General features: G+C 51.4%; 21 protein-coding genes. 18 read left to right on the forward strand and 3 right to left on the reverse strand.

Going from position 1 to position 16,069, the window contains the following annotated elements; all coding sequences use genetic code 11:
- Window positions 1–19: 19 nt before the first annotated feature.
- From IEV46_RS00005 to IEV46_RS00070, 14 genes are all read left to right on the forward strand, one after another.
- On the forward strand, window positions 20–529 hold the full coding sequence (locus IEV46_RS00005) for a GspE/PulE family protein (protein ID WP_188428536.1): 510 nt from the start codon (window positions 20–22) through the stop codon (window positions 527–529).
- A complete protein-coding gene (locus IEV46_RS00010) occupies window positions 522–1,568 on the forward strand; it encodes a type II secretion system F family protein (RefSeq protein ID WP_188428537.1) in 1,047 nt (348 codons plus the stop codon). The genes IEV46_RS00005 and IEV46_RS00010 overlap by 8 nt, the downstream gene beginning before the upstream one ends.
- A gap of 17 nt (window positions 1,569–1,585) precedes the next feature.
- The gene (locus IEV46_RS00015) at window positions 1,586–1,927 is read left to right on the forward strand and encodes a competence type IV pilus major pilin ComGC (RefSeq protein WP_188428538.1); all 342 of its coding nucleotides are present in this window, start codon (window positions 1,586–1,588) and stop codon (window positions 1,925–1,927) included.
- A 31-nt stretch (window positions 1,928–1,958) separates the two neighbouring features.
- Window positions 1,959–2,369, forward strand: coding sequence for a hypothetical protein (locus tag IEV46_RS00020; protein WP_188428539.1), 411 nt, complete (start codon window positions 1,959–1,961; stop codon window positions 2,367–2,369).
- A complete protein-coding gene (locus IEV46_RS00025) occupies window positions 2,366–2,731 on the forward strand; it encodes a prepilin-type N-terminal cleavage/methylation domain-containing protein (protein WP_188428540.1) in 366 nt (121 codons plus the stop codon). The genes IEV46_RS00020 and IEV46_RS00025 overlap by 4 nt, the downstream gene beginning before the upstream one ends.
- Before the next feature lie 26 nt (window positions 2,732–2,757).
- Window positions 2,758–3,192 carry a hypothetical protein gene (locus IEV46_RS00030; protein ID WP_188428541.1) on the forward strand — a complete coding sequence of 145 codons (435 nt, stop codon included), beginning with the start codon at window positions 2,758–2,760 and terminating at the stop codon, window positions 3,190–3,192.
- A complete protein-coding gene (locus IEV46_RS00035) occupies window positions 3,189–3,563 on the forward strand; it encodes a pilus assembly PilX N-terminal domain-containing protein (protein WP_188428542.1) in 375 nt (124 codons plus the stop codon). The genes IEV46_RS00030 and IEV46_RS00035 overlap by 4 nt, the downstream gene beginning before the upstream one ends.
- 95 nt (window positions 3,564–3,658) lie before the next feature.
- Window positions 3,659–4,183, forward strand: a complete 525-nt coding sequence (locus tag IEV46_RS00040) for a shikimate kinase (RefSeq protein WP_188428543.1) — start codon at window positions 3,659–3,661, stop codon at window positions 4,181–4,183.
- 45 nt (window positions 4,184–4,228) lie between these two features.
- Entirely contained in the window at window positions 4,229–4,432 is a 204-nt protein-coding gene (locus IEV46_RS00045; RefSeq protein ID WP_229735768.1) for a YqzE family protein, read from the forward strand.
- Window positions 4,429–4,578, forward strand: a complete 150-nt coding sequence (locus tag IEV46_RS00050) for a hypothetical protein (protein WP_188428547.1) — start codon at window positions 4,429–4,431, stop codon at window positions 4,576–4,578. Before IEV46_RS00045 ends, IEV46_RS00050 begins: the two co-directional genes overlap by 4 nt.
- Window positions 4,579–4,613: 35 nt before the next feature.
- Complete coding sequence (locus tag IEV46_RS00055; protein WP_188428549.1) at window positions 4,614–4,880, forward strand: YkuS family protein; 267 nt, start codon at window positions 4,614–4,616, stop codon at window positions 4,878–4,880.
- 241 nt (window positions 4,881–5,121) lie between these two features.
- The gene (gene ispG, locus IEV46_RS00060) at window positions 5,122–6,216 is read left to right on the forward strand and encodes a flavodoxin-dependent (E)-4-hydroxy-3-methylbut-2-enyl-diphosphate synthase (RefSeq protein WP_188428551.1); all 1,095 of its coding nucleotides are present in this window, start codon (window positions 5,122–5,124) and stop codon (window positions 6,214–6,216) included.
- A 133-nt stretch (window positions 6,217–6,349) separates the two neighbouring features.
- A complete protein-coding gene (locus IEV46_RS00065; protein WP_188428553.1) occupies window positions 6,350–6,577 on the forward strand; it encodes a DUF378 domain-containing protein in 228 nt (75 codons plus the stop codon).
- A gap of 122 nt (window positions 6,578–6,699) precedes the next feature.
- The gene (locus tag IEV46_RS00070; protein WP_188428555.1) at window positions 6,700–7,419 is read left to right on the forward strand and encodes a gamma-glutamyl-gamma-aminobutyrate hydrolase family protein; all 720 of its coding nucleotides are present in this window, start codon (window positions 6,700–6,702) and stop codon (window positions 7,417–7,419) included.
- 14 nt (window positions 7,420–7,433) lie between these two features.
- Here the strand turns inward: IEV46_RS00070 and IEV46_RS00075 are convergent, their stop codons facing one another.
- Together IEV46_RS00075 and IEV46_RS00080 are read right to left on the reverse strand one after the other, a co-directional pair.
- The gene (locus IEV46_RS00075) at window positions 7,434–8,450 is read right to left on the reverse strand and encodes a cytochrome d ubiquinol oxidase subunit II (RefSeq protein ID WP_188428557.1); all 1,017 of its coding nucleotides are present in this window, start codon (window positions 8,448–8,450) and stop codon (window positions 7,434–7,436) included.
- Window positions 8,451–8,468: 18 nt separating this feature from the next.
- On the reverse strand, window positions 8,469–9,788 hold the full coding sequence (locus IEV46_RS00080; protein ID WP_188428559.1) for a cytochrome ubiquinol oxidase subunit I: 1,320 nt from the start codon (window positions 9,786–9,788) through the stop codon (window positions 8,469–8,471).
- A 440-nt stretch (window positions 9,789–10,228) separates the two neighbouring features.
- Between IEV46_RS00080 and IEV46_RS00085 the strand changes: the two genes are divergently transcribed.
- The 4 genes from IEV46_RS00085 (at window position 10,229) to IEV46_RS00100 (ending at window position 14,516) form a co-directional block, all read left to right on the forward strand.
- The gene (locus IEV46_RS00085; protein ID WP_229735842.1) at window positions 10,229–10,495 is read left to right on the forward strand and encodes a DUF1294 domain-containing protein; all 267 of its coding nucleotides are present in this window, start codon (window positions 10,229–10,231) and stop codon (window positions 10,493–10,495) included.
- Window positions 10,496–10,558: 63 nt separating this feature from the next.
- Complete coding sequence (locus IEV46_RS00090; RefSeq protein WP_229735771.1) at window positions 10,559–11,659, forward strand: VanW family protein; 1,101 nt, start codon at window positions 10,559–10,561, stop codon at window positions 11,657–11,659.
- Between the two features lie 180 nt (window positions 11,660–11,839).
- Complete coding sequence (locus tag IEV46_RS00095) at window positions 11,840–12,847, forward strand: resuscitation-promoting factor (RefSeq protein ID WP_188428563.1); 1,008 nt, start codon at window positions 11,840–11,842, stop codon at window positions 12,845–12,847.
- A gap of 166 nt (window positions 12,848–13,013) precedes the next feature.
- Window positions 13,014–14,516: a YecA family protein gene (locus tag IEV46_RS00100; protein ID WP_188428565.1), complete on the forward strand. Its 1,503-nt coding sequence runs from the start codon at window positions 13,014–13,016 to the stop codon at window positions 14,514–14,516.
- Window positions 14,517–14,691: 175 nt separating this feature from the next.
- Here the strand turns inward: IEV46_RS00100 and IEV46_RS00105 are convergent, their stop codons facing one another.
- Entirely contained in the window at window positions 14,692–16,059 is a 1,368-nt protein-coding gene (locus tag IEV46_RS00105; protein WP_188428567.1) for a sodium-dependent transporter, read from the reverse strand.
- Window positions 16,060–16,069: the final 10 nt, after the last annotated feature.

A 16,069-nucleotide genomic window follows, 5' to 3' on the forward strand; every position in this document is an offset into this window, starting at 1 on the left:
ATATTTTGGATGATCGACGATGAGATTGATTTTAGAGCCACTGCCGGTAATCAGTGGCTTTTTTTATGCACGAAAGTTAGTCATTTTACTTCTTGATGTTGAGACCGCCGACATCGCCATCCGGGCGGCCCTGACGGGTCATTTGGTGCTGTCATCCCTGCATACGGTGGATGCTTGCAGTTCAGTGACGCGTCTTTTGGACATGGGAGTCGCCCCTTACCGGATCGCATCCGCTTTGACCGGAGTGGTGGCCCAGCGGCTGGTTCGTCTGATCTGCCGGGAGTGCAAGGGGAAGGGATGTGAAGATTGTCGCCAGATAGGGTATCGGAACCGAACCGGGGTGTTTGAAGTGTTGGAGGTGAAAGAGGACTTCCATCCTCTGATCGTGGAGCGGGCACCGCTGTCCAGACTGAGACAAACCCTCAGAAAAGCGGGGATGCGATCCCTGTCTGAGGCAACTCTGGAAAAAGTGATGACAGGGGAGACAACCATTTCCGAATACCACCGGGTGGTGGATGTTCATGAGTAAGGAGCGGAGACGAAAGTGGAACGCGGATCGACTGGCCCTCTTTAGCCAGCATCTGGCCAATCTGTTGGAGGCGGGATTCCCCCTTGTGCCCAGTATTCGTCTGTTGTCGGAGCAGGGGGTGATCGGGACAAGGGAGGCGGAACGGATTCTCGGATCGCTGGATCAGGGGAAAAGCCTGTCGGCAGCCCTGGCGGGGGAGGGAATGCCGGCGCTGTTCACCTCCCTGATCCGGGCGGCGGAGGAGCATGGGGATTACGGGTTCGGCCTGAAACAGTGTGAAGTGTATTATCGGGAACGGGGGCGTTTGATCCGGGAATTGACCCGGGCACTCACTTATCCGATAGTGGTTCTGATTCTGGTGGGGTTGGCCTTTCTGTTTTTGATGACCACGGTGGTGCCCCGGTTTTCGGAAATGTATGAGACCATGGGTTTGACTTTGCCTCTTTACACCCGGATCTTTCTGATGATCCACCAATCCCTGCAGGCAGGGTTATTCGGGTTGACCGCCGCTTTGGTGTTGTTTGGCCTCATATATTTATACATCCGGCGGCTTCCCCCCGAACAGAAAAGACGGTGGACTTCCCCGCTGTACTCCCTGCCGGTGGTCCGTTCCTTCTTTGCATTGCGGTTCACCCACTATCTGGGCATCCAATTGGGCTCGCTATTGAAGTCCGGACTTCCTTTGCTGAAAGCGGTGGAAGTGATGGACACCCTTGCTCCTTGGGATCCCTTTCGCAGAGGGATCTCTCGGGTACGGGAACAACTGTTGGCCGGGGAGTCTCTACATCGGGCCCTGGAACGGGAGGAAAAGCTGTTTCTACCTTCCCTGCCTGGGCTGGTGGCCCTGGGGGAGGAGACGGGAGCCCTGGACCGCTCGCTGCTCAGTCTGGCCCGGGGGACAGAGCTGATGATCAAGGACCGGCTGGACCGGTTGACCCACAGCTTGGAGCCGATTCTGATTTTCCTGATCGGGATGTTGATGGCGGCCACAGTTCTGGCGCTGTTTTTACCGATGTTGCATCTGGTGGAAGCGATTTGATCAAAGGAGTGGGAATATTGTTTTTTTGGAAATTACGGCAAGACGAACGGGGGTTTACCCTGATCGAGATGTTGGTGGTGTTATTCGTAATCGCTGTCATCATCGCCATTGCCCTCCCCAACCTGAAGGCAGCAGGGGAATCGGCACAACAGAGGGCGTGTGAGGCGAATCGCAAGCTGATCGGTTCCCAGGCGGACAACTATTATCTGGAGCTGGGGAGTTATCCGAGCAACGTGAGACAGATGAAAAACAGGGGGTATCTCCGAACAGTTCCAACCTGTCCGGCCAAGGGAAAATACTCGATCCACAAGAATGCGAGCGTGGAAAAGCGGGTGAAATGCAGTATCCATGGGGATTAAAACCGGATGGAGAGATGAGGGGGGGTGGAGTTTGGTGGAGTTGTCCCTGACCCTCGCTCTGGCGGGATTGCTCACATCATTGGCTCTGCCGGCTTTTGTTCAATGGGGGGATCGATTGGATCAGGAGCAGTTTATGGAGCTTTTTTCCGAGGACATCCGCATGACTCAAAGAGAGGCATCGGTTCGGGAAGAGGTGACATTTTTGCAGTTGGATTCCAAAGGGCGGATGTATTCGATCCACCGGGGAGAGAAACAGTTGCGGAAAGCAAAGGTTCCGGCCCGTTATCGACTGGACAGTAACTATCCGTCCCATCGCCTGGTGTTTCAATCTTCGGGACAGGCTCGGGGTGGCACCTTCCGTCTGATGAAAAACGGGAAGACGGTGGGACGGATCGTGGTGCAGGTGGCTTCAGGCAGACCGAGGGTGGAGGTGGTGCCATGATCCGGGGGGAAGATGGGTTCACCCTTGCGGAAACGGTAACCGCCCTGATGGTGTTCGGGGTGCTGGTGTCTGTGGCCCTGCCCATTCTCGGAGAGCTTCAGATCCGCCATCAATCCCATGCGCAGCGGATGGAAGCCCTCATTCTCCTCCAATCGGAGATGGAACGGGTGCAATCTTCCGCTGTTCCGGTTCCGGCGAAAGGTGAGAAAAACAGAAAAGGGAAAGGGGTGAACTATCGGATCCGGTGGGAAAAAAAGTTTGCCGAGCCACATCTGGCGGGCACTTACGTGGAGGTGACCTGGAAGGATGCGAACCAAAAGGAGCAAAAGGAGTTTCTCAAAGGTTTAAGCTTCCGGCGCTGATCCGGGAAGAGAGGGGTTTCACCTATGTGGAGCTGGCTGTGGTGCTGTCTCTCTTGGCCCTGTTGATTCCGGTGGTTTTGGGTGTCAACTTGGAACTGGAAAGAAGCTTTAAAAAAACGATGGCCGAACAACAACTCCACTCCGCGGCAGAAACGTTTATAGCTGATGTCCGGGATGAACTGCGAAGAGGGGAAAATTTCCGACTCTCCCCAACAGGATGGTTGATATTCGATTTGCCGGAGGGTGAAACCATCCGTTACAAACATCAGCGGCGTCGGGTGATTCGCAGTGTGAGGGGACCGGGGACCTCACGGTTTCAAGGGGCGACAATCCTCTTGGAAGATGTCTACTTTATCGGTTTTGATCCCGGGCCAGATGGAGTACGAATCGATCTGGGCCTGCAAAATTGGCATGGGGATTTGGATACCACATTTTTTGTCCGGGGGAGGCTGACACAGTGATTCAGGATGAGCGGGGGATCGCCCTTCCCTTTGTATTGGCGGTGACACTCCTTGCCTTTTTACTGATGACGGCAACCTTGACCAGCTATACTCACTCATTAAAGGGAGCACAGATGGAGCTCAATCGGCTTCGGGCCCAATACGCGGCGGAGAGCGGTATCGCCCGCATGCAACAGAAAGTGTGCACCGATCCTGCTTGGCACCACCCTCTGTCCACCCCGATGAACGGAATGAAAACCGCAACCCGAGTCGAGGGAACAGGTGGTGGCATAGTGCGAATCCGTTCAGTCGCCAAGGGAGAAGGGGTTCGGCAGACAATCACCGTGGAGATGGATCGTAAATCCTGTCAGGTGGTCCGATGGGAGCCTTAAGGCTATTGATGATCCCAGTCCTGGAGTGCACAATCATCCCTTCCCACAAGACGTGATATAATGGCGAAAACCCATGAGCGGAGGGATGGGGGAGAATGGGAAAACACATCATCTTGATCGGTTTCATGGGCACGGGAAAAAGCACTGTCGGACAAATGTTGGCGGAACAATTGGAGTGCCCTTGGCTGGATACGGACACGGAAGTGGAACGGCTTGCCGGAAAAAGCATTCCTCAGCTTTTTGAAGAAGAGGGAGAAGCTCACTTTCGCCGGTGGGAAAAAAGAGTGCTTCAACAAGTGTTGGAGCAGACGCCGAGTGTGATCACCACCGGTGGCGGAATTGTCCTCGATCCCGAAAACGTGTTCCGGATCCGTTCCCGGGGATGGGTGGTCGCCCTCGACGCCTCAGAGGAAGAATTGCTTCGGCGGCTTACAGCGGACCGATCCCGTCCTCTCTTAAGGGGAGATGTCCGCAAGCGGGTGACGGATCTGAAGAAATCGCGCCGGAATGCTTACAATTTTGCAGACTTCTCCCTTGATACGACAGGTAAATCCCCCCAGGAGACAGCGGAGAAAATTCTCCAGCAATGGAAGGAGATCTCTCAGAAGTTCCGGGTTTAAACCTTTCTTCCCTGGTTAAACTGGAACCAGAGGGAGGTGCAGACCGTGTCGACAAACGATTATTTGAAATTCCTGGTCCAAGAAATGGTGAAATATATGGATACGCCCAGGGAACGGCGCCGGGAAGCCCGCATGCTTCGCCGGGAACAACGGATGCACTGGACATACCGCCTGTTCGGTATGATCCCTTTTGGCATGAAAATGTTTGCCAGTCAACAGAGGAATCGTTTGAAGGGCGGATCGCGATGAAACAGAATCATAAAACTTACCGACTGGTCAACCTGGAAGACCGATCCGATGTGATTGAACGGATCTCCAAGGCCGAGGAGGATCTGAACCGGCTCATCAATGGTCGGGTGGCACTGATCGCTTATGTAAAGGATGAAACAGAATAATTCTTCATTACAATTAATACGACGATAGAAAGAAGGTGATCGCTTTGACCAACTACCGGGTCGCAGTGGAAGAGGGTCTGAAGAATGTCCGTGAGTACCTTCAAAATCAAGGATGTGATGTTGTCAGCTTGGAGCGTGATCAAACCCAGGATTGCAACTGCTTTGTGATTTCCGGCATGGATAAGGATCTGATGGGGATGCAGGACACCGTCGATCAAATTCAAGTGATCAATGCCCAAGGGATGACACCTGATGAAGTCTACCAAGCGGTCCGACGGGGGATGGATCAACAGCAGGGTTGACGCACGGAAATGGGCGAAAAGGGAATGGTGTGTGATCGCAGCGAAGCGAACGAGCGACTTGTGCCCTGTGTGGGTACAACCATCACGGGGTCTACACGATCTCCCAAACAAATTTGACGGCTTTTCCCTGTGAAAAGTGACAATTCGGAGTCAAAGGTGCATTTGGCTCCTTTTTTGCGTTTCCGAAATGATATATAATATACGGAGTGTGAGTTTCTATGTATCCAAAGGGGCGATATAGATGTTTCATCGCACGCAAACCCGACCGGTGAAAGTCGGGGGTATCCAGATCGGCGGTAACGATCGGGTGGTCATTCAGAGTATGACCACTACAAAAACGCATGATGTCAAAGCCACGGTGGATGAAATCAACCGTTTGGAAGAAGCCGGATGCCAGATCGTTCGGGTTGCCTGTCCGGACATGCGTGCAGCGGAAGCCATTCCGGAGATTAAAAAACAGATAAATGTCCCCCTGGTGGCCGATATTCACTTCGACTATCGTCTCGCCTTGAAGGCGATTGAGGGCGGGATCGACAAGATCCGGATCAATCCCGGGAACATCGGTCGACGGGAGAAGGTGGAGGCGGTAGTGAAGGCGGCCAAGGAACGGGGGATTCCGATCCGGATCGGGGTCAACGCCGGTTCCCTGGAGAAACGGATTTTAGAGAAGTATGGCTATCCCACCGCTGACGGCATGGTGGAGAGTGCCCTTTACCATATAGGGATCTTGGAAGAGCTCAATTTTCATGATATCGTCGTCTCCCTGAAGGCCTCTGATGTTTCACTGGCCATCGAAGCCTATACCAAAGCGGCGGAAAAAATCAAATACCCCCTTCATTTGGGTATTACCGAGTCCGGAACTCTGTTCTCCGGAACCATCAAAAGCGCAGCCGGGATGGGGGCCATCCTGTCCAAGGGGATCGGAAACACCATGCGTATCAGCCTGAGTGCTGACCCTGTGGAGGAAGTCAAAGTGGCCCGTGAGTTGCTGAAAGACTTTGGTTTGGCGGATAATGCCGCCACCCTGATCTCCTGTCCCACCTGCGGACGGATCGAGATTGACCTGATCAAGATCGCCAATGAAGTGGAGGAATATATTTCCAAGATCCATGTGCCGATCAAAGTGTCGGTTCTGGGGTGCGCCGTCAACGGACCCGGAGAAGCCAAAGAAGCTGATATCGGAATAGCCGGTGGGCGGGGAGAAGGGCTTCTGTTCCGTCACGGGAAAACGATCCGGAAAGTACCGGAAGATCAGATGGTGGAAGAACTGAAAAAGGAAATTGACAAGCTGGCGGAGGAGTATCGGCGAAAACAGGAGATGGAAAAACAGGCCTGATGGTTTATTCTCCAACCGGTTCCCGAGAGGGACCGGTTTCTTTCATTCATAATTCGGAGCCATTTGCGGCAAAATGAGGATACCCGGTTAAAACATGATGGATCAGTGAGAGATCGGGAAGGAGGGATGCAGAATGAGCGCTTTTTCGCGACTCGCTTTGATCTTGGTTATTGTCGGGGCTTTGAACTGGTTGTTGATCGGCCTGTTTCAGTGGGATTTGGTATCGGCCCTCTTCGGCGGGGATACCACACGCGAATCCTCCGGATTTAGCCGGATCATCTACTCTTTGGTCGGATTGGCCGGGATTTACTCCATTCGGTTTCTGTTTAATGATCGGGTACCCGCTCAGGATACCCGCTAAGAACAACCGCGAATCAAGAAGCGTCGGAAAGCTGTCCTGAACGCGTTCCGGCGCTTTTCCTTGTCCTGTGATACAATAAAACGGAGATCATTTTTCAGAATTGGTGGAACTGGGGGAGACTGATGAAACCAGCCATTGGAATCACATTGTCCATGAGACGGAAGGAAAACAGTTTGACCTTATCCAGGGATAATGCTGACGCGGTGCTGGCTGCGGGAGGAATCCCATTATTGTTGCCCTATGCCACGGACGAGGATATTTTGGACGAAATGACCAAACAGATCGACGGGTTGCTTTTGACCGGGGGAGGGGATATCGATCCGTCCCTGTTTGGCGAGGAACCGCTGCCCGCCTTGGGGGAAGTGGAGCCGGAACGGGATCGGATGGAGATGGGCCTTGCCCGCAGGATGGTGAAAGCGGGGAAACCGGTATTGGCCATCTGCAGGGGTTGCCAGATCCTATGTATCGCTTTTGGGGGGGATATGTATCAAGATCTGTACAGTCAGCGGAAGGACTTGATTCAACATGTCCAGCGGGGATCTCGGGAGTACCTGTCCCATGGCATTCAGATCCGGGAGGGCACCATACTGTCACAAATCGCTGGGGTGGAGCGGATCCGGGTTAATAGCTATCATCACCAGGCAGTCCGGCGTCTTCCCGAAGGGTTTATCATATCGGCGACAGCTCCCGATGGAGTGACGGAGGCTTTCGAAGAAGACGGTTCCGCCTTTGTCGTGGGAGTTCAATGGCATCCCGAAAACTTGTTTCGCACCGACGCCGTTTCCCGACGTTTGTTCGGCGCCTTTGTGGATCACGCCCGTAAAAAAACGGCCACAAGGTAATCCGTGCAGCCGTTTTACTCTTCTCCGCGGGTGTAACGGGCATTAAAGAGAAACAGGCGCAACAGCAAAATGAGCGAAGGAACCAGGAGAAACAGACCGGCGATAAAGGAGATCACAAGGGTCCAGCCCATCTCCGGTTGGGTCAAGCCGGATTGCAGAGTAATGTAAGGGTACAACAGATAGGGTAAATGGGAAGTACCGTAACCGAAAAAAGCAAAAGCAAATTGCAACATGACCAGAATAAACGACCAACCCGGGGCTTTCCGCCACCAAGTGAGATAGACCGCCCCCAGAAAGCAGGCGAGGGAGAGTAAAAACATCCAAGCCAGGTCGACCATATTTTGAAAATGGACCGCGTTGTGACGGGATAGTGCCAGAAACACCAAGATACCGGCCAAAATCGTCGGCCCGCTCCAAAAGAGGGAATATTTTCTAAAGAGTTCGTGAGCTTTTTCGTCTTCCGCTTTCCGGGCGTAAAAGACGAGAAAGCTGGCACTGATATATAAAACGCTGACCAGGGCGAGGAAAACCACCGTCCAGGAGTAGGGACTGGTGAATAACTCACGGGGAAGGAACTCCACATGACCTTCGCCGGTTTCCCGGATAAATCCGCCTTCGGAGATGGTCAATACCGTGGACAAGGCAGCCGGGATAAACAGCCCCGTCATGCCGTACAGAAACAGATAGAAGCGACTCTTTCGTGCACCATAATTAGCAAAAGCGTAAAAGGAGCCCCGGATGGTCAACAGAAGGAGTGCGACTCCCCCCGGAAGCAAAAGGGCGGTCCCGAAGTAGTAGGCAGTATCCGGGAAAAAACCGACAATCCCCACGAAGAAAAAGACCAGGAACACATTGGTTACTTCCCAGACAGGGGAGAGATAACGATCGATCACCCGGTTGATGAGGTGTTCACGACCGGTCAACAGACTGTAATAGGAGAAAAAACCGGCGCCAAAATCGATGGAGGCGACGATCAGATATCCATACAGAAAGGTCCAGAGAACGGTAATTCCGATCCATTCCAAACTCATGTAGAGAACCCACCTTTCTCACAAGAAGGTTTGGCGCTGTTCCAGCTCTTTTTCCGGATGCTGATGTTTGAACATGCGAATCAAGACCGTACAGGCGATGACAGCGAGTGCCGCAAACACCACTGAAAACACTCCCAGGAGCAGCCCGACATGATCTGCAGTGGTGGCGGCCTCATTCACCTTCATCATCCCCCGGATAATCCAGGGTTGACGTCCCACCTCGGCGTAGATCCAACCCAATTCAATCGCAAGAAAAGAGAGGGGAGCACCCGCCACAATCCCCCGGAGAATCCATTTGTTCCAGGGATTTTTCTTTCGCCACCAGGCGAGAAGGAACAGGGCGGAGATCAGGATCAGATAGGTTCCGATCAGAACCATCCCGTCAAACAGATAGTGAAGGTAAAGAGGTGGCCGTTCATCCGGAGGAAATTCGTGAAGCCCGATAATTTCCCCGTCGGGGGAACCTTTCCCGAGGATACTGAGTGCAAAGGGAATTTTAACGGCTCCTTTGATTTTATTTTCATCAGTGAGATAGCCTCCCAGGATGAGGGGAGCCTTCCGCTGGGTCTCAAAGTGCCATTCCGCTGCGGCCAGTTTTTCCGGTACGTACTCGGCGAGAAATTTTCCCGAGAAGTCCCCGGCAACCGCAGTGCCCAAGGCAAGAATCAGGCCGGCGATCATGGTCATTTTCAACGCTTTTTTATGATAAACGTGGTTTCTCCCTTTCAACAAACACCAGGCTGCAATCCCACCGAGCAGGAAGGCGCAGGTCACATAAGCCGAGGAGAGAACATGAGCCACTTTGCTTGGTGTGGCTGGATTGAACATGGCTTCCAGGGGACGGAAATCAACCAGCTTTCCCTGATCGATCGAAAATCCCGCCGGCGTGGTCATGAATGCGTTCACGGTGGTGATAAAGACTGCCGACAGAGATGAACCGATGATGATCGGGATGGAGGTCAGCCAATGGAGGATCGGCTTGAGTCGATCCCAAGTATAGAGATAAATACCAAGGAAAATGGCCTCAAAGAAAAAGGCGAAGGTCTCAAGAAACAAGGGCAGACTGATCAGATTGCCTGCCAGTTGCATAAAACGGGGCCACAAAAGGCTGAGCATCAATCCGATACAAGTTCCGGTCACGACACCGACGGCCACAGTGATCACAAACCCCCGTGTCCAACGCCGAGCCATCAAAATATAATGGGAATCCTTCTTCAAAATTCCCCAGCCTTCCGCCAGGGAGATAAAGACAGGGACACCCACCCCAATGGTGGCCCAAATAATGTGGAAAGCAAGTGTTTCTGCAGTCAGGATTCGGCTCCATACAGTGGGTTCCATTCGGTTTTCGCCTCCATTTAGAAGCGTTGTGAATAAACTTGTCACAGGGAGAGGTGGGGTCACAGGGAGCGTCTTTAGCTCGTCAGACCTGTTACGCGGTATGTGAAACTCCGCCCCGATCCGGAAGGCACGAAATACAAAGCTTTTAGAGGAGAAGAATGGGAAGTGTGTTTGACCCCTATCATCATCATACCCCGGTTAATATGTGAAAAACTGCACAAAACTGCCCTTTCATCAATCCCTCACGAATTGGTTGAAAATCCGCCGTACAGATGTCATACAATCGTCGATAGCCGGCACAATAGATTCAGCCCTCCCTCGAAATAAAAAACAGAGATTGATTGGGTTCAAAGAAAAACAATTTTAAAAAAACAATAGGTGAAAAATCGGAAAGAAGATGTATGGAGATTTTTCAATGGATCGTATACCCTGTGTTTATGATGTGGATCCTCGTCTATTTGTTGTTAATCAATGGGGTGACCTTTGTATTGATGGGGTCGGATAAAGCCCGGGCCAGGAAAGGTAGGTGGCGAATTCCGGAACGGCATTTGTTTTTGAGCGGATTTTTGGGCGGTGGGCCAGGCCTGTGGTTGGGAATGAAATATTTCCGACACAAGACCATGCACCCTTCTTTTCGCTACGGTGCTCCTCTGATTACCCTCTGGAATGTGTCATCATTTGTTGCTTTCACCTACTTCTACGGATAATTGTTTAAAGTTCCCAGTGTTGTCTCTCCCCCCTGACAAAGACTAGAAAGAGGGGGTGAGAGCTTGAAGATCATCGGTTTTTGGCTTTCCGTGATTCTGTTTGTCTGCGGGTGCACGCCGGGAGATGCGTCTTTGAAGCCGGTTCCGAAACAAAAAAAAGCAAAAGATCATTCCGGTGCAGAAGTGAAAGACCAAAATCAGATCAAATCGCTTTTCATCATGAAATATGAGGGAAAAGAGTGGAGACTGGATCTCAGTCAGACGGGGTTCGACGGGATTGATCCCACCACTTTGGACCGGGATGCCTTCTATCGCTGGTTCTCTCAAGTGGAAAAGGAGATTGACCGTCAGCCAAAATCCGCTTACTTCGAAGGTCGCCAATTGGTGCCTCACCAAAATGGCCGCAAAGTGGATCGGGCGGAAGTGAACCACTGGTTGGACGGGATCCATCATTATCTCAACCGTCCCTTGACGGTTCCAGTACAGATCTGGAGCCCGCCCATTACAACGGAGACATTAAAAAGGATCAAGGAGAAGCACTTGGCTTCTTATTCAACTGTTTACAATCCACACAATGTGAACCGGGCTCACAATATCTTATTATCTGCGCGGGCGATCGACCATCAGGTGGTCAACGTCGGAGAGGTGTTTTCCTTTAACCGCACAGTGGGGATCCGCTCCAGTGCCAGGGGGTACCGTCCGGCCCCGGTGATCGTCCGGGGAGAGTATACGGAAGGGGTGGGCGGAGGAATCTGTCAAACTTCGTCCACGTTATTCAACAGTGTGGAGAGAGCGGGTTTGCGTGTCGTACAACGAGTAAGCCACAGCAAGCGGGTCACCTATGTTCCGGCGGGACGGGATGCGACGGTTTCATGGGGCGGACCTGATTTTCAGTTCCAAAACCAATTGAACAGACCGATCCTGATCCAGGCAACAGCCGGAAACGGACATCTTTCCGTAGACATTTACGGATCCTCTGACATCCGTCACCGTCCGAAGCAGACACGGGAAGCTCCCAAGACTGTACCCGAGACAGAAAAAGTCCCCGCCCCTAATGAAAAACGTCCCTTGGATGAAAATATCAAGAAGTTTCATAGAGATCCGTTGCCGCCCGATCAGATTTCCGGGAACCCGGAGACCAATGGTGGTGGGAGAGGGGATTAAATCCGCTCTCCTCTTCATATCCACCGGCAATCCGAGAAGTGAATTCATTTGTATAGAATGGATGCTTTTTCAGCTATTTTAACCAATTCGGCGCTTATTGGAATTTACTTATTTGTAGACATTTCCCGGTGCTCTGTTATAATATAACCGTCTTTTTACCAGTGGGTAAGGAGGTATTGGATGAAGAAATCCCTGATCATTTCTCTCGGGGTTGCCACTGTGCTGTTGTTGTCCGGCACCTTCGTCGGTTATGCAATGATGAACAAGGAGATCACTGTCACTTTCAGTGACCAGGATAAAAAAATCAAAACCGACGTCTTCAATGGGACATTGGCTGAGGCTTTGGCCGATGAAGGTTACAATCCCGCCAAACTCAAAAAGCAGTATAAGCCGAATCACCCCTGGGATAAGCCGATCCAAAAGGATTCCAGTATTCACCTAACCTGCAATTGCACGGTTTCCCTCAAAGTAGGTGGGAAGGATCCCATCAAGACCAAAACCTTGCAAACCACTGTGGGGGATTTTCTCAAGGAGCAGAAGGTGAAAACGGAAAAAAGCGATCAAATGAACGCCACCTTGGATCAGAAGATTACCAATGATATGATGATTGTTATCGACAAAATCGAAAAACGGGTCAAGAAAAAGGTGGAATTCACCGATTTTCCGGTCAAAAAGCAAGAGGATCCGGATCTGCCCAAGGGTGAAAAAAAGGTGACCCAAAAAGGGAAAAAGGGAAAAGTCATCTATGAAGTGACTGCCTTGTACAAAAACGGAAAAGCCATGGTTACGGATCAAAAGAAGATTGAGGAGATCAAACCGGTGGCTGAGATTGTAAAGGTGGGTTCAGGGGAAGTGGAGGATGAAAAGGAAGACACTCAGCTGGCTTCCACTTCCGGATCCCGGATTGCCGGTCTGAAGTACAAGAAGAGTCTTTCCATGCAGGCGACTGGATATACCCATACGGGAAACCCAACCGCGACGGGTGCGATGCCTCGTCGAGGGACAGTTGCCGTCGATCCCAGGGTCATCCCTCTCGGCACTCAGCTTTACATACCGGGATACGGGCGGGCTGTGGCACAAGATACGGGTGGAGCTGTGAAAGGAAATATTATCGATCTTTTCTTTGAAACCCGACAGGAGGCCGTCCAGTGGGGTCGTAGAAATGTGACAGTTTATATCCTTGAATAAAAGTGGAAACATTTTGCCCGTGGTACTTTACACCACGGGTTTTTTCTATTTATGATAAGACTAGGGTGTGAAGTGGGAATTGACTCAGTCTTTTCCAAATATTTTTGTTTTTTGATGGGGAATTCAGATATACTAAAGAAAAGGACTACTTACGGGATGTGTCGATATGCCTGTAATTGCCGGTAGAAATGATCCTTGTCCCTGTGGCAGCGGGAAAAAATACAAGAAGTGTTGTGAACGGGTGGTGGCTTTTCAAACAGCGGAGCTTCTTCGGGAGGATCGGGAGCGGAAAGCGAAGACCCGGCTGGTCACTTGCCTCAACAAATGGTTTCAAGAGGAATGCAGAGGGGAAATCGACGAGAAATGGTCCATCATCTTTAAAGAATGTCTCCATCTGCCTGTGGAACATCCGATCCCGTCTAAATTTGCCTACACCTATCGTTTTTGGATGTTGTTTGATGCCCCTTGTTTCCGGGGAGAAAGACCAGTGGAATACTGGAGGAGGTCCTTGGCCGGCACCTCTTTGCAATCGGAGCGAATCGCCGAAGAATTGGCGGGGGTTCATCTGTGCTGTTACGAAGTGGTTCGTGTGGACGGTGAGGAGGTGATCCTCCGTTCGTTGACGGAAGACCGGGAGTTTCCAGTCCGTCTGACGGAGCCGGTTCGTGAAGGCATGTTGATGTTTGCTCGTCTCTCCCGCTTGGTCAATCGGTATGAGCTGTTTGGCCCTTACACATCTTTCGGGGTTGAGATGAAGGGGGAGATTATTATGTATTTAAAAAATCAAGTACAATCAACCGGTGCTTTAAATCGGGAATATTGGCATCAAAACGGATTACAAGTTCTCGGGTGGCTGATGCAACGGGCCCGGGAGATGGAACAGACGGAAAAGGTGGCGGAAGCCCTTTCTGATCCTGTCAGTGATGAGAGATGGGACGATACATCACAACAGAAGGAAATTTCCGAATTGGATGCCCAGCCGGTTCAGGAGGAGTTGTTCCGCCCGTCGGTTTTGCCGGAGAAGGAGACTGGTCTTCCTGATATCGTGGAACAGCAGTTAGGCTTGTTTATCTCCAACTATGTGGAGAAGTTTCAGGTGAAGACTCAAAGCTTCTATCTGCATTCGATCGAGCTCCTTAAAACATATATCGCCACGCATTTTGGCAAGCGATTCACCTGGCCCATGCTGACCGGGGATATCTTGTCCCATTTCTTCGGGGTTTGGTATGTGGATACCGGAAAGGGGGGACCGATTAAATCAAGAATTTTCCTCAATACTATAAAAGGGTTGTTTCGATGGATTCAGGATGAGGCGATCAGTGATGTATATCCCGTTTTTGTTCCGGTATATCGGGAGTCGATTCGAAATCTCCCGCTTTCCTATGAGGCCTGCCGTTGGTTGCGGGAAAACGGGGTGATGGAAGTTCCTGATTCCAGACAGTTGACAGGCACGGTCCAATTGGCTGTTTCCGGATCGGAAGCCAGCTTGAAAATTACGGATCGTTGGCTTTCTCTTCAGATGAATGGCCGGGGGATGCCTCCGACCTGGTTGGATCAACGTTTCTGGGTACGCGGAACCGTTGCTGTTCACGAGGAAGAATGCAGTTTACATTCCGTGGAAGCTGTCTACCCACACTTTCAAGAGATTCATGAGCCGAAACCGATTTGAAGGACTCGCCTTTTCCATGGCGAGTTTTTTCGGAATTGGAAGCGTACCTATGTTCGTTTATTGTTTTCTGCATGGAATCTGCTATTCCTGCCTGATGTTTATTTTTTTGGTCAGACACTTACCTCCGTAACCAATAAACAAGGGCCCTTAATCGGGCCCTTGTTTATTGGTTAGATTATGACAGACCGGAAAGGATCTGGAAGGCGAAGACAGCCAGAATCAGGATCGGGGTGATCCAACGAATGATAAAAGCCCAAAAGGTTTCACCCGGGATCCCCTTTTCGTTTTCGCCGCGGGATTCCTGAAGCATTTGGCGGATTCCCCACTTCCAGCCGCAAAATAAAATAACGGTCAATCCACCGAGAGGCAGGAGTACATTGGAGGCGATGAAGTCCATTGACTCAAAGATGGGTCTTCCGGCAATACCTTTCACATCTGCCAAGGAGCTGAAGGAGAGTGTGGCCGGGATTCCCAGCAGGAAAATCAAGCTACCCGTCAACAAGGTACTTTTTTGCCGGCTGAAACCATGTTCATCCTCCAAATAACGGCGAGGCACCTCCAACAAAGAGATGGAGGAAGTTAAAGCAGCCACGCACAATAAAAAGAAGAATAACAGAGAAAACAGTGCACCGGCGGGCATTTGGGCGAAAACTGCCGGTAAGGTGATAAATACGAGAGGCGGACCGGTGTCGGGTTCATGTCCCAGTGAGAAAAGGGCGGGAAAGATGGCCAGGCCGGCCGCCAAGGAAACCAGAGTGGAGAAGATCACCACATTTCCCACAGCACCGGGTATGCTCTCTTTTTTGGAGAGATAACTACCATAAGTCACCATAGTTCCGGCTCCCACGGACAAGGAGAAAAAAGCCATCCCGAGAGCTTCAAGAAGTGTCGTGAAGGTGACTGATGACCAATCGGGATACAGGATAAAGCGGATTCCCTCCATGGATCCCGGGAGGGTGACAGAGCGGAAAACGAGGATCAGGAGCATGAATCCCAACAGAGGCATCAAAAATTTGTTAGTTCGCTCGATTCCTTTTTGTAATTCAAAGATGCAAATCCCCATTGTGAGAGCCATGAACAGTGCTTGCCACAGCAGGGGGATGACCGGATCGGAAATAAAAGATCCAAATCGGGTTTCCGCCTCTGTGATGGAGATGTCACTGAAGGTTCCCAGCAGGGATTCCCAAGTGTAAGAAAGGGTCCAACCGCCGACAGTGCTGTAGAAGGACAAGATGAGAATCGACGCAGTAATCCCGATGAATCCGCTGAGAAACCACGGGGTGCCAGGCGCTTTTAGCCGAAGAGCGCCCACGGGGTTTCGTTGCGTGGAGCGTCCCAGAACGATTTCAGAGAGCAGAACGGGTAATCCAAGGAGCAGAACACAGATCAAATAGATGAGAACAAAAACTCCGCCTCCATTTTCGCCTGTGACGAAGGGAAAGCGCCAAATGCTTCCCAGGCCGACGGCGGAACCGATGGAGGCGAGTATGAAGCCCAATTTGCCGGACCATTGTTCTCGTGAGGATTGGGTTTCAGGTTTCAATAATGATTCA

Origin of the sequence: Kroppenstedtia guangzhouensis (assembly GCF_014637345.1) — a bacterium.
Classification (GTDB): Bacteria; Bacillota; Bacilli; order Thermoactinomycetales; family DSM-45169; genus Kroppenstedtia; species Kroppenstedtia guangzhouensis.

What these genes read in the sequence shown, in the direction of transcription:
- IEV46_RS00005 (WP_188428536.1), top strand. Translation starts at nt 20, where the DNA reads ATGAGATTGATTTTAGAGCCACTGCCGGTAATCAGTGGCTTTTTTTAT.
- IEV46_RS00010 (WP_188428537.1), top strand. Translation starts at nt 522, where the DNA reads ATGAGTAAGGAGCGGAGACGAAAGTGGAACGCGGATCGACTGGCCCTC.
- IEV46_RS00025 (WP_188428540.1), top strand. Translation starts at nt 2,366, where the DNA reads ATGATCCGGGGGGAAGATGGGTTCACCCTTGCGGAAACGGTAACCGCC.
- IEV46_RS00040 (WP_188428543.1), top strand. Translation starts at nt 3,659, where the DNA reads ATGGGAAAACACATCATCTTGATCGGTTTCATGGGCACGGGAAAAAGC.
- IEV46_RS00050 (WP_188428547.1), top strand. Translation starts at nt 4,429, where the DNA reads ATGAAACAGAATCATAAAACTTACCGACTGGTCAACCTGGAAGACCGA.
- ispG (WP_188428551.1), top strand. Translation starts at nt 5,122, where the DNA reads ATGTTTCATCGCACGCAAACCCGACCGGTGAAAGTCGGGGGTATCCAG.
- IEV46_RS00065 (WP_188428553.1), top strand. Translation starts at nt 6,350, where the DNA reads ATGAGCGCTTTTTCGCGACTCGCTTTGATCTTGGTTATTGTCGGGGCT.
- IEV46_RS00070 (WP_188428555.1), top strand. Translation starts at nt 6,700, where the DNA reads ATGAAACCAGCCATTGGAATCACATTGTCCATGAGACGGAAGGAAAAC.
- IEV46_RS00075 (WP_188428557.1), bottom strand. Translation starts at nt 8,450, where the DNA reads ATGAGTTTGGAATGGATCGGAATTACCGTTCTCTGGACCTTTCTGTAT.
- IEV46_RS00080 (WP_188428559.1), bottom strand. Translation starts at nt 9,788, where the DNA reads ATGGAACCCACTGTATGGAGCCGAATCCTGACTGCAGAAACACTTGCT.
- IEV46_RS00085 (WP_229735842.1), top strand. Translation starts at nt 10,229, where the DNA reads ATGTGGATCCTCGTCTATTTGTTGTTAATCAATGGGGTGACCTTTGTA.
- IEV46_RS00095 (WP_188428563.1), top strand. Translation starts at nt 11,840, where the DNA reads ATGAAGAAATCCCTGATCATTTCTCTCGGGGTTGCCACTGTGCTGTTG.
- IEV46_RS00100 (WP_188428565.1), top strand. Translation starts at nt 13,014, where the DNA reads ATGCCTGTAATTGCCGGTAGAAATGATCCTTGTCCCTGTGGCAGCGGG.